This is a genomic window from Streptomyces griseus subsp. griseus (genome assembly GCF_000720255.1).
Classification (GTDB): Bacteria; Actinomycetota; Actinomycetes; order Streptomycetales; family Streptomycetaceae; genus Streptomyces; species Streptomyces griseus_I.
In genome coordinates, this window is sequence record NZ_JOJE01000012.1 from 152,586 (window position 1) to 165,014 (window position 12,429).

Annotated in this window: 11 protein-coding genes; 3 read left to right on the forward strand and 8 right to left on the reverse strand. The window is 71.7% G+C overall.

Features of this window, described 5'->3' with window-relative positions:
- Positions 1-39 precede the first annotated feature (39 nt).
- On the forward strand, positions 40-1,548 hold the full coding sequence (locus IG99_RS18685) for an MFS transporter (protein ID WP_037675440.1): 1,509 nt from the start codon (positions 40-42) through the stop codon (positions 1,546-1,548).
- A gap of 65 nt (positions 1,549-1,613) precedes the next feature.
- Here the strand turns inward: IG99_RS18685 and IG99_RS18690 are convergent, their stop codons facing one another.
- Together IG99_RS18690 and IG99_RS18695 are read right to left on the reverse strand one after the other, a co-directional pair.
- Positions 1,614-3,059, reverse strand: coding sequence for an alginate lyase family protein (locus IG99_RS18690; RefSeq protein WP_037675442.1), 1,446 nt, complete (start codon positions 3,057-3,059; stop codon positions 1,614-1,616).
- 255 nt (positions 3,060-3,314) lie between these two features.
- The gene (locus IG99_RS18695; RefSeq protein WP_037675443.1) at positions 3,315-3,617 is read right to left on the reverse strand and encodes a hypothetical protein; all 303 of its coding nucleotides are present in this window, start codon (positions 3,615-3,617) and stop codon (positions 3,315-3,317) included.
- 167 nt (positions 3,618-3,784) lie between these two features.
- Here IG99_RS18695 and IG99_RS18700 point away from each other — a divergent pair, with 167 nt between their 5' ends.
- On the forward strand, positions 3,785-4,210 hold the full coding sequence (locus tag IG99_RS18700; RefSeq protein WP_199815551.1) for an Hsp20/alpha crystallin family protein: 426 nt from the start codon (positions 3,785-3,787) through the stop codon (positions 4,208-4,210).
- A gap of 139 nt (positions 4,211-4,349) precedes the next feature.
- The gene (locus IG99_RS18705; protein ID WP_037675446.1) at positions 4,350-4,844 is read left to right on the forward strand and encodes a DUF2267 domain-containing protein; all 495 of its coding nucleotides are present in this window, start codon (positions 4,350-4,352) and stop codon (positions 4,842-4,844) included.
- Here the strand turns inward: IG99_RS18705 and IG99_RS18710 are convergent.
- From IG99_RS18710 to IG99_RS18735, 6 genes are all read right to left on the reverse strand, one after another.
- Entirely contained in the window at positions 4,828-5,322 is a 495-nt protein-coding gene (locus IG99_RS18710; RefSeq protein ID WP_107055960.1) for a hypothetical protein, read from the reverse strand. The two genes, IG99_RS18705 and IG99_RS18710, sit on opposite strands and share 17 nt — an antisense overlap.
- Positions 5,323-5,470: 148 nt before the next feature.
- Positions 5,471-6,109 (reverse strand): response regulator, encoded by a 639-nt coding sequence (locus IG99_RS18715; protein ID WP_037675447.1) that lies wholly within the window; start codon positions 6,107-6,109, stop codon positions 5,471-5,473.
- Positions 6,106-7,338 carry a sensor histidine kinase gene (locus IG99_RS18720; protein WP_199815552.1) on the reverse strand — a complete coding sequence of 411 codons (1,233 nt, stop codon included), beginning with the start codon at positions 7,336-7,338 and terminating at the stop codon, positions 6,106-6,108. The genes IG99_RS18715 and IG99_RS18720 overlap by 4 nt, the downstream gene beginning before the upstream one ends.
- 5 nt (positions 7,339-7,343) lie before the next feature.
- A complete protein-coding gene (locus tag IG99_RS18725) occupies positions 7,344-9,548 on the reverse strand; it encodes an MMPL family transporter (protein ID WP_037675451.1) in 2,205 nt (734 codons plus the stop codon).
- A gap of 125 nt (positions 9,549-9,673) precedes the next feature.
- Positions 9,674-10,693 (reverse strand): hemolysin family protein, encoded by a 1,020-nt coding sequence (locus tag IG99_RS18730; RefSeq protein WP_037675453.1) that lies wholly within the window; start codon positions 10,691-10,693, stop codon positions 9,674-9,676.
- The gene (locus IG99_RS18735) at positions 10,690-12,033 is read right to left on the reverse strand and encodes a hemolysin family protein (RefSeq protein ID WP_037675455.1); all 1,344 of its coding nucleotides are present in this window, start codon (positions 12,031-12,033) and stop codon (positions 10,690-10,692) included. The genes IG99_RS18730 and IG99_RS18735 overlap by 4 nt, the downstream gene beginning before the upstream one ends.
- Between the last annotated feature and the right edge of the window lie 396 nt (positions 12,034-12,429).

Consider the following 12,429-nt stretch of genomic DNA (forward strand, 5'->3'; position numbering starts at 1 on the left):
GGGCACCCGACCGGGGTTCGCTCGATGGGGAGGGAGCCCATGACCACCGCGCACGCCGCGACCGGCCGTACCGTGACCACGAACGTCCCCGCCCGCCTGGACCGCCTGCCCTGGTCCCGCTGGCACTGGACGATCGTCATCGGACTCGGCACCGTATGGATCCTCGACGGCCTGGAAGTCACGGTCGTCGGCAACATCGCCAGCCGTCTGTCGGAGCCCGACAGCGGACTGCCGATCACCTCCGGGCAGGTCACCGGAATCGCGGCCGCGCTGTATGTGGCGGGTGCCTGCGTCGGCGCCCTCTTCTGGGGCCGGCTGACGGACATCTGGGGCCGCAAAAAACTCTTCATGATCACCCTGGCGGTCTATCTCGCCGCCACCGCCCTGACCGCGGTCTCCTTCGACACCTGGTGGTTCCTGCTCTTCCGCTTCCTCACCGGCTTCGGCATCGGCGGCGAGTACGCGGCGATCAACTCCGCCATCGACGAGCTGATCCCGGCGCAGTACCGCGGCCGCGTCGATCTGATGATCAACGGCAGCTTCTGGCTGGGCGCGGTCGGCGGGTCCCTGCTGTCGATCGTCGCGCTGAACACCGACATCTTCGCGGCCGACGTCGGCTGGCGGCTGACGTTCGCCCTGGGTGCCGTACTCGCCCTGGTGATCCTCCTGGTGCGACGGCACGTCCCGGAGAGCCCGCGCTGGCTGATGATCCACGGCCGCGACGGCGAGGCGGAACGCATCGTCTCCTCGATCGAGCAGCGCGTGGAGGAGGAGAAGGGCGAACGGCTGCCGCCCGCCGAGGGCGAGATCACCATCCACCAGCGCCGCAGCGTCACGTTCCTCGAGATCGGCCGCACGGTCTTCTCCGACTACCGCAAGCGGGCCATCCTCGGCTTCGCCCTCTTCATCGGTCAGGCGTTCCTCTACAACGCCATCACCTTCGGCTTCGGCGCGATCCTCACCACGTTCTTCGACGTGCCGAGCGGCAACACCGGCTACTACTTCGCCGTCATCGCCATCGGCAACTTCTGCGGCCCGCTGCTGCTCGGCAAGCTCTTCGACACCGTCGGCCGCCGGGTGATGATCTCGTCGACGTACCTCCTCTCCGGCCTGCTGCTCTTCGTCACCGCCTGGCTGTTCGACCACGGCTCGCTGGGCGCCGGGACGCTGACGGCCTGCTGGTGCGCGGTGCTGTTCTTCGCCTCGGCGGGCGCGTCCAGCGCGTACCTCACCGTCTCCGAGGTCTTCCCGATGGAGACCCGGGCGATGTCCATCGCCTTCTTCTACGCCATCGGCACCGCCGCCGGCGGTATCAGCGGCCCGCTGCTGTTCGCCGACCTCACCGGCACGGGCCAGGTCGGCGACACGGTGCTCGCCTTCCAGATCGGCGCGGGGCTGATGTGCGCGGCCGGGCTGGTGGCCGCGCTGCTGGCCGTGAACGCCGAGCGGCGCTCCCTGGAGGACGTCGCCAAGCCGCTGACTGCCGCGGCGACGAAGGCGAGGGACGCGAGGCAGCGGAAGCGGGACTCGCGGACGGCGTCGACCTGACAGCGCGAGGCGACCTGACAGAGCAAGGGGTGCCCCCCTGGGGCTGAGGGGGCACCCCTTGCGGCTTACTCGGACTCGCCCCGCACCCGGCCGCGCCGCCGGAGCAACAGCAGTCCTCCGGCGAGGGCGGTGACCCCCGTCGCGGCGGTCCAGCCGACGAGGTCGGCGGAGCCGGTGGCCGCGAGGTCAGCGTGCATAGAGCCGCCGCTCGCCCCGTCCTTCGAGCCGCCCTTCGCCCCACCCCGCGCGGTGGCCGCGGCGGCCGGCGACGGTGTGGACGCGCCCTGCGCCCGCGGCGCGGCCGACACGTCCGCCGCCCGGTCCCGGGTGTACGCCAGCGTCCCGAACCCCAGTTGGTCGTAGCCGCCGCTGTTGGGGCCGTAGTCCCCGCCGCCGCCCTCGGGCGCGGCCTTGGCGGCGGCGCGCGTCAGGTACGACGCCGAAAGGCCCCGCCGCTTGGTGTAGTGGTTGGCGATCATCGCCCAGATGGGGCGGGTCATCGCCGGGTCGACGCCGACGGCGTCGGTGGCGGTCTCCGTCCCCGACCAGCCGCCGATGGCGCCCTTCTTCCGGGTGTTGGCGGTGTACGACACATTCCCGCCGAGGCTCCACTTGGCGACGTACTGGGCGCCCTTGAGGAAGCGACTGTCGTCGTAGCCGTAGAGGTCGATGCCCTGGTTCCAGGCCATCTCGCAGACTGTGCCCATCAGGCCCACGCCGAGCAGCGCGTGCCCCTGGTCGCGGCCGGCCTCCAGCCACTCGCCGAGTCCGTCGTCGTGCACGACGGGGATGGCGTTCTTGACCGAGCCGAGCCCGGCACCGTGCTTGAAGTAGGTGACAGCCTGTTCGACCCTGGCGCTGTCGTCGCAGAAGATGCCGACGGCGAGGACGCAGGCGAGGGCCGCCAGGTCCCAGTTGGGCCAGTAGTTGGTGACGACGGCGCCGTTGTGGTCCTTGAGGAAGGACTCGCTGAGCGGGGCGAAGACGTCGCGCAGCACCTTCTGGGCGCGGGCGAGGTCGAAGCCGTCGTGGTCGCGGACGAGTTCGGCGGCGTTGGCGAACTGGTAGCCGTACAGGCCGGCCGCGAGGAACCGGTCGGCGCTGCCCTCGATCGACGTCAGCTTCGCCGACCAGGCGTTGAGGATCGCGACGGCGGTGTCGGCGTGCGCGCGCTCGCCGCTGACGTGGTGGCGCAGGGCGTTCTGGTAGGCCGCGTGGATGTCGTTGTAGAGGATCGCGTAGTTCTGCGGGCTGCCCGCGCCCCGGTACACGGTGGCCTGCGGGTTGGCCGTCCAGCCGCTCTGCGCGTGCCGGTTGGCGGTGAGCTTGGCGAACCCGGTGGTGTAGGGCGCGGCGCCCGCCTTCACCTTGGCGGCCATACGGGCCAGGTCGTCGCGGGTGTGCAGCAGGCCGGGGTGCGCGTAGGCGGTGCCGGCCGCGGCCGCGGTGCCCGGGGAGACGGCCGTACCGATGCCGACCGCTCCGGCTGCCGCGCCCGAGGCCTTCAGCATGCTCCGGCGGCTGATCTGTCGTGTCACGTCTTCTACCTCGGCGTCGTGAGTCGCGTTCCTGTGGAGGGGACGGAGAGGAGACGTGCGGGAGCCGGGACGATAACGAAAACTGAGGATCCGTCGAATGCCGTCGGGGGCCGTTGAGGATCATTCCCGACGTCGAGGTCGGCTCACCAGAGTGGTGAACGTGCCGGCGCATCTCACGCCCCGGTAGTGGGCCCGGGGTGGACGATCATCGGGCCGTCACCGCACCGCTCACGCCCGCCGGTCCGCCACCGCCCAGGACGCCAGCGCGACCGCGCCCGCCACGCCGAACACCGACGGCCACGCGCCGACCTTCTTGGCCAGCGGGTGGGACCCCGCGAAGGCGGCGACATACGCGGCGGTCAGCGCGCCCGCGGCCGTCCCGCCCGCCCGCTGCCGCCACTGCTGCGCCGCCGCGGCCCCCGCGACGGCCAGGACGACGCCGCCGAGCTCACGCTTCCGGGTCCAGCGGGCCACTCCGTACCCGCCGACGAGCCCACCCGCCGCGATCACCGAACTGGGAACCCTCGCCATGACTGCCTCCGACTGACTCGGACCGACTCCGCGTGATGCCTTGAGGCTAACGCCCCGACCAGCCCCTTCACCGGACCTGAGTCCAGGCTTGTCAAGTTTCCTCCTCCGAGCTATATAAGTACCTGTAGGGCATCGCACCCAGCACCCGACGAAAGGAGTGACCTGTGATGCTCATGCGTACCGACCCCTTCCGCGAGTTCGACCGCCTCGCGCAGCAGGTCTTCGGCTCGGCCGACCGTCCCGCCGCGATGGCGATGGACGCCTACCGGTCCGGTGACGACTTCGTCGTCCATTTCGACCTCCCCGGCGTCGACCCCGAGACGATCGAGCTGGACGTCGAACGCAACGTCCTGAACGTCCGCGCCGAGCGCCGTTCCCCCGCCCCCGAGGGCGCGGAACCGATCGTCGCCGAGCGCCCGACGGGCACCTTCACCCGCCAGCTCTTCCTCGGCGACACCCTCGACACGGAACGCATCGACGCCTCGTACGAGGCCGGCGTCCTGACCCTGCGGGTCCCGGTCGCCGAGCAGGCCAAGCCGCGCCGCATCCAGATCAGCGGCGGCGACAGCGGCCGCAAGCAGATCAGCGGCTGAGCAACGAGCAGCCGACCCCACCTCAGCGGCTGAGCAACGAGCAGCCGACCCCACCTCAGCGCCCCGCGGCTCCGGCCGGGCCGCGGGACGCGCTCACCCCTGCCCACCCCGACCGCGGAACCGAGGAGGACCCCGCACGATGACCGTGACGACGGTGCCGAGCATGCCGACGAGGCTGCTGACCGACGTACACCCGACGACCAGCATTCCCGCCCCGCCGGGCGAGGGCCCGACCGACGGCTGGACCCGACTGGTCGACGCGGTCGCGGAGGCGGGCCAGTACCCGACGCGAGCGGACGCGGAACGCGTTACCCGCGTCGTCCTGTCCGCCCTCGGCGGGCATGTCGTCGGCGACGAACGCGTCGACCTGGCCCGCGCCCTGCCCGAGGAGGCCGCCAGGATCGTGGCCTCCCAGGTCCCGGCCATCCGCCCCCTCACGGCAGCACAGTTCGTGGAGTCCGTCGCCGCCCGCGTCGAACACGCCACCACCGCGACCGCCCGCTGGGACGTCAGCTCGGTCCTCGGCGTCCTGCCGAAGCTGGTCGGCGACGAACTGACCGACCGCGTCCTGGACCGACTCCCGCCCGGTTACGCGCTCCTCTTCGGCCGCGCGCGGCTCACGCCGTCGGGCTGACCCCCACCGCCCCGGCGCGCCGCCCGGCCACGCGGCGCGCCCCCACGGCACAGCCCACGGAGAGCAACGCGAGCCCGAAGGAGGCGGGGTTGACGTACCCGGGTACGTCGCCGTTGTCGTAGCTCCCGCCGTCGCTGGTCTCGCAGACGAAGCCGAGGGGGACGAAGTCCACGGTGTAGTCGACGATGTCGATGCCCTGCTGGTGCCGCGCCTCCCATCCGGCCGTACGGCAGGACTGCGGCGGCGACGAGTCCGTCCCGCCGTCCTCCGCGGTCAGTACCGCCCCGCAGACGATGAGCAGCCCCCACGTGTACACGGCGAGCGCGGCCGCACCGGTGAGCGCGCCGAGGGCCCGCAACTCGGTCGCCGCTTCGGCCTCCCGTACGCCGGTCCGCGCGAGCCGGCCGAGGCCGAACCCGGTGAGACCGAACGTGGTGACGGCCGCGACGATGACGAGCAGCAGGAGCAGGTAGAACATGCGTGGCTCCCGATTTCCGGCGATCGACAACGTGATCGAGTGATCGCCCGAGTCCAACACGCCCGGCCCGCCCCACGTGTGGTGGAGCTCACAGTTCCGGCAACAGGAGTGTCACAGAGCTGACGACCACCACCCGCCCCTTGCTGGACTAGGGCCGCCGCAGCAGCCCCCTCTCCATCGCCACCACCACCGCCCGCGTCCGGTCGTTCACGTCGAGCTTGGCGAACATGCGCAGGAGGTGGGTCTTGACCGTGGCCTCGGTGATGACGAGGCGTCGGCCGATCTCGGCGTTGGTCAGGCCGTCGGCGACCGCGTCGAGGACGTCGGTCTCGCGGGCGGTCAGCGGCTCCTGCGCCGGGCGCCGCATGCGTGCGATCAGCTTCTCGGCCACCCGGGGCGCCAGCACGGTCTCACCGCGCGCCGCCGAACGGATCGCGTCGGCGAGCTGTTCGCGGGTGGTGTCCTTGAGGAGATAGCCGATGGCGCCCGCCTCCACCCCGCGTTCGATGTCCTGGTCGGTGTCGTACGTCGTCAGGATCAGGACCCTGGTGCGCGGGTGCCGGGCGACGATCTCGGCGGTCGTCCCCACCCCGTCGAGCACCGGCATCCGCAGGTCGACGAGCGCGACATCGGGCTCGTACCGCTCGACGAGTTCGAGGGCCGCCCTGCCGTCCCCCGCCTCCCCGACGATCTCGATGCCGTCATCACCGGCGAGCAGCGCCACCACGCCCGCCCGCATCACGGTGTGGTCGTCCACCACGACCACCCGGATCGGTCCGCCGGTCATACCCGTACCTCCTCCCGCTCGTGGCCGGGTATCTCCAGAGGCAGCACCGCCAGGATCCGCGTGCCGTCGCCGACCGAGCTGGTGACCGTCAGCCGGCCGCCCAGCTCCGCCAGACGCCTGCGCATCCCGTCGAGCCCGAACCCCGTCGACTTCTCGGGGGCGAAGCCCGTGCCGTCGTCGGTGACCTCCAGCTCCACCCCGTACGGCCGCCGGGTCAGGAGCACCCCCACCGTGGACGCGTGGGCGTGTTTGCGGACATTGGCCAGGGACTCCTGGGTGCAGCGCAGCAGCGCGATCCGGGTCTGCTGGTCGCACGCCACCTCCGCCAGGTCGGCGTCCACGGTCAGCCCCGTGTCCTCCGCGAAGCGGTCGAGGACGCGGCGCAGCGTCCGGCCCACCGATCCGGCGGCCGCCCCGCCGGGACCCGTCTCCCCCTGCACCCGCGTGTGCGCCGAGCCCACCAGTTCCCGCGCCTCGGTGAGGTTCTCGCGGGCCGTCGACTCGATCGACCGCAACTGCCGGGCGCTGCGCTCCGGATCGGTGGAGATCCCGGCCCGGGCCGCCTCCGCGAGGATGACGATCGACGCGAACCCCTGCGCGAGCGTGTCATGGATGTCCCGCGCCATCCGCTCCCGCTCGTCCGCTGCCCCCTGCCGCTGGTGCGCCTGCGACAGCTCCGCCTGCGTCCGCTCCAACTCCGTGATCAGCCGGGCCCGTTCGGTGCTCTGCTCGACCACCGAGTGCGCCCACAGTCCGATCAGCACCCCCACGGCCACCACGATCAGGGTGGACACCAGCGTCTCGCTGAGGAACTCCCGCGACCAGCCCTGCCGCGACAAGGTCCCCGCCAGCGTGGCGACGGCGGCCGCGCCCAGGAACCCCATCGAGGCCCTGGGGGTCCGCCCGAACATCCAGTAGTGCGGCAGCGTCACCATGAACAGCGCCGCGTAGCTGCTGCCCAGATACGCGGTCCCGCCGAGGGCGAGAACCAGCACGCCGAGATACGCGTGCGGCCGTACCACCGGGTTGTCCGGGAAACGGTCCAGCAGCGCGTAGCAGAGCACCACGCAGCCGAGCAGCGCCAGCGCCCCGAACCTGCTCGCGCCGGGCCGGTCCATGGTGGCGAGACCGACGGCCATCCCGGCGAACAGTACCCAGCACACCATGTTCCAGCGGCGCAGCGAAGTGGCCCAGAAGGCGTCGGCGGAGGGCCCGGCGAGAGCGGTCATACCGATCAACGTACGTCGGCCAGCGATGCGTTGGGGGCCGTATCAGCCGCGGTGGCGGGAGCGCCCCGCGTCGGACGCGACGGCCACCAGGTCCTCTCGCCCAGCAGGAGCATGGCCGCCGGCAGCACCAGGATCCGCACCACGAAGGCGTCCAGCAGCACGGCCACGGCCAGCACGAAACCGATCTGCTTCATCTCGATGATGTGCAGGAAGACGAAGCTCACGAAGACGGTCGTCATCACGACGGCGGCACTGGTCACCACACTCGCCGATGTACGGATCCCGGCCGGCACCGCCTGCCGCGTCGGTACGCCGGCGAGGACGGCCTCCCTGATCCGGCTCACCACGAATACCTGATAGTCCATGGAGAGTCCGAAGAGGATCACGAAGAGGAACAGCGGGACACGCGACCCGATCGAGCCGGTGGAGTGGAAGTCCAGCGCCCCCTCCGCCCAGGTCCCCTGGAAGACGAGGACGAGCAGCCCGAGCGCGGCCGCGGCCGACAGCAGGTTCAGTACGACCCCGATCAGACCGAGTACGACGGACCGGAAGGCGTACAGGGTCATCCCGAACGTCACCAGCAGCAACGCCACCAGGACCAGCGGCAGCTTGCTGTTCTGGTGGGCCGGATAGTCGGCGTAGCGGGCGACGTCACCGCTCACGCCGTACTCCGCACCCTCGACCCGGCCCACGGTGGCGGGCAGGTAGTCGTGGCGCAGGTGGTCGAGGGAGTCGTACGCCTCCTCGGAGTTGCCGAGATACGGCACCTTCAGCCGCAGGACGCTGATGCGCCGGTCGGCGGAGGTGCGGACACGGGAACCGTCGGTGAACAGCGGGTCCCGGCCCGCGAGTCCGGCGGCCCCGCGCAGCTCGCGGGCGACATCCTGGGCGCGTGAGGCGTCGGCGCGTACGACGACGTCGTGGGTGACTCGCTGCTCGGGGAACGCCTCGTTGAGACGGTCGTACACCCGCATCGCGGGAATCTCCCGGGAATGGGTGTCCCGGCTCATCTCCGTGATCCTCAGCCCGGTCAGCGGCAGGACCAGGGCGAGCAGGGCGAGGACGGAGACGCAGAGCGTGCCGAGGGGGTGTCGGGCGGCGGGCCTGAGCAGCGTGTTCCAGATCCGGCCGCCGTCCCGGCCGCGGGCGCGCCGGGGCGGCTTCCCGTGTTCCGCCCGACGCCGTGCCCGGCGTTCGGCGCGCTTGCCGAGGACGGTCAGCAGGGCGGGCAGCGCCGTGAGCGAGCTGGCCACGGCGACCAGGACGACCACGATGGTGCCGGTGGCGAGCGAGGAGAAGATCACGTCGGAGGCGAGGTACAGCGTCGCGGTGGAGGCCACGACCGCCATTCCCGACACCACGACGGCCCGGCCCGAGGTGGCCGCGGCGATCTCCGTCAGCGCCTCGGCGCTCAGCCGGCCCCCGGCGCGGGCCCGCTCCTCACGCTCCCGTTTCAGGTAGAAGAGCGTGTAGTCGACGCCCACGGCGAGACCGATCATCAGGATGACGTTCGTGCCGACCCCGGCGTCGGGGGAGACGTGGGAGACCACCATCGACAGCCCGATGGCCGCCGCGATCGACGACAGCGCGAGCAGCAGGGGCACCGCGGCCATCACGACCGAGCCGAAGACGACCAGCAGCAGCACCAGCGTGACCGGGAGCGTGATCTTCTCGGACAGCGCGAGGTCGTCGGCGCGCTGCTGGTCGACGCCCTTGCTGATGGACGGAGAGCCGGTCTCCTGCAGCAGCAGCCGGGGATACGCCTTCCGCACGGCCTCCGTCTGCCCCGTCAGCGCGTCGACCTTGTCCTTGGCGTCCCGCTCCTCGCCCCGCAGGGCCACTTCGACCATGAGGATCCGCCCGTCGCGGGACCACAGCGGGTCGGCCACGCCCTCGACGTCGGGTAACGCGGTCATCCGGGTGGTGAGGTCGCGGGCGGCGGATTCGGCGGCCTGCTTGTCGGGCTGCCGGGTTTCCGAGCGCGCGGAGATCAGCACCTGCTGCGTGGACCGGCGTTCCAGGTGTCCCTCGGCCGCCATGGCCTCGGCCCGCCCGGCCTCGCCGACCCGGTAGTCCGCGGTCCTGGCGCTGTTGGTGCCGACGGCTCCGCCGACGACCAGGCACAGCACCACGAACACCAGCCATCCGACGACGGCCCGCCATGGGTGCCGGGCGCTCCAGCGCGCCATGCGCACAGTGAGTGAGTTCATGCCCAAAAGCCTCGCTGAGCAGGGCAGTTGGCGGACAGAGGTGTCCGGTGGAACCCGCCGTCCACCGATCGGTGGACGGCGGGGCTACGGCAAACCCCCGTACCGTTCGGGGGAGAACCGTCCGGTCAGGCCGTCTGCGGTTGCAGGAACCGTGCCAGCAGGTCGTCCAGGCTCACGATCCCGGTCAGCCGGCCCGACCCGTCCCGTACGACCGCCAGCGAGGCGCGACGCGCGCGCAGCAGCTCGATCGCGTCGGCGACGGTGGTGTCCTCACCCAGCTCGGGCACCGGCCGGGCCAGCGCACGGGCACTCGTGACCCGGCCCCGGGCCCGGGCGACCAGGGCGTCCCGGGCGTGCACCGAGCCGAGGACGGCGCCGCCCTCCCGCACCAGCAGCCGGGTGCGGTCGCTGTCGGCGGCCACCCGCAGGATCTCCTCCACACCGGCGTCGCCCTCGACCGAGGTGATCTCCGCGGCCGGCACCCGCAGCTCGCCCACCGGCGTCTCCGGCTCGGTCAACGAGCGGGTGAGCAGCTCCGAGTCGGTCTCGCTGATCAGACCGAGCCGCTGCGACTCCTCCACCAGCTGGGTCAGCTGCTCCCGGTCGTGGACCGAGGCCAGCTCGTCGCGCGGAGCGACCCGGCACAGCCGTACAAGTGCGTTGCTCACCCGGTTCAGCACCCCGATCAGCGGCCGTACGACCCTCACCACGCCCCGGAACGCCGGCGAGAGCAGCATCGCGGAACGCTCGGGGTGGGCGATGGCCCAGGACTTGGGGGCCATCTCGCCGACCACCATGTGCAGGAACACCACGACGATCATCGCCACGGCGAACGCGACCCCGTAGCTGAACGCGCTCGGCAGCCCCAGCCGGTGCAGCAGCGGGTCGAGTTCGTGCGAGATCGCCGGCTTGGACACCGAGCCCAGGCCCAGCGTGCACACCGTGATGCCCAACTGGGCGCCGGCCAGCATCAGCGACAGCTCACGCATCCCGGCCAGCGCGGCCCCGGCACCCCGCTGCCCCCGGGCCGCCGCCTTCTCCATACGGTGCCGCTTGGCGGCGACGAGCGCGAACTCGGCCGCGACGAAGAAACCACTGCCGATCAGCAGCAGCACGGTCACGAACAGCGCCATCGGAAAACTCACGCCCGCTCCTCCTCCCGCCTCGCCACGGGCACCCGTTCCAGACGGACCCGCTCCGGTACGTGCCGGTCCAGGGCGCGTACGTCGACGGTGGCGCGGCCCCCGTCGGACAGTTCGACCGTGAGACGGTCACCGACCGTGGGGAAGCGGCCCAGGCGGTCCACGACCAGGCCGGCCACGGTGTCGTAGTCCTCCTCCTCGGGCAGCTCGATGCCCGTGACCTCGGCGACCTCGTCCAGGCGCCGCCCGGCGTCCACCAGCCAGCCGTCCCCGTCGGCGACGGCGACCTCCGTGACCGTGTCGGACTCGTCGGCGATGTCACCGACCAGCTCCTCGGCGATGTCCTCGTAGGTGACGATGCCGGCGACCCCGCCGTGCTCGTCCAGGACGACCGCGAACTCGTCGTCCCACTCCCGCATCCGCTCCACCGCCTCCGGCAGCGGCAGCGTGTCGGGCAGCAGCAGCGGACGCCGGGCCAGGGCGCCCGCGGTGGTGCCGGTGAGCCTCTCGGCGGGCAGCCGCATCAGCTCCCGTACGCCCAGCACGCCCGTGACGTCGTCGGGGTGGTCGCCCAGGACGGGGTAGTTGGAGTGGCCGTGCTTGGCGATCAGGTCGACCGCCTCCGCGGCGCTCGCGTCCTTGCGCACGAACACGGCGTCCGCGCGCGGCACCCGCACCTCGTCCAGCGTCCGCTCGGAGAACTCCAGGGCGTGGTCCAGCAGGGCCGCGGTGTCCTTGGGCAGCTCGCCCCGCTCGTGGGACTCGCCGATCAGATGGCCGAGCTCCTCCAGGGTGGCGCCGTGGTGCAGTTCCTCGACGGGCTCGATACCGACCCCGCGCAGCAGCCGGTCCGCCGCGCCGTCGAAGATCCGTACCACCGGACCGACGACCCGCAGATACGCCAGCGTGGACCCGGCCAGCCCCTTCGCCAGCCGCTCGGGCACGGCGATCGCGAGGTTCTTCGGTGCCAGCTCGCCCAGCACCATCTGCACGACCGTGGCCCCCACGAAGGCGAGCACCACCGAGATACCGCTGACGGCGCCCTCGGGGACGCCGATCCCGGACAGCGCGGGCGCGAGCAGCGCGGACACGGACGGCTCCGCGATGAAACCGACGACCAGACCGGTCACGGTGATGCCGAGCTGGGCCCCCGACAGCATGAACGACAGCCGCTCCAGCACCTTCAGCGCGCGAGCGGCCCTCCGGTCCCCGGCATCGGCCTCCCGCGTGAGGGCGAGCCGGTCGGCGGAGACGTAGGCGAACTCCTGAGCGACGAAGTAGCCGGTGCCGGCGGTGAGGACGAGGACGGCCAGCAGACCCAGCCAGGCCTCCATGGCGCTCATCGGCAAGTCGCCGGTAGGTGTGCGGGGTCCGTCGGTTCGGCGGACAAGGGCGGTACTCCTCCGATGGCTCTGGGGTCGATGGCTCTGGAATCGATGGCTCTGGGGTCGATGGCTCTGGGGTCGATGGCTCTGGAATCAGGGAACGATTCCGGCCACGCCCGGGTTCCCGCACCTCCGCGCCGGCACTTGACGTGCGCTTTACCGAGATGATGGACACTTGACGTGGGCTTTGCCCGACAGGGCCCACCGTTCGTCTGATCTTCGCTCGGGACGCACGGCCGGGTTCCCCGGCGCGCACCTAGTAGGGCTTGGTCAGGTCGGTTGTGGTGGCGCGTGTCCTTCGGGACGGGTGCGGCGTTGAGGGTGTGTGACTCCGGACGAGATTGCTGTGGTGCG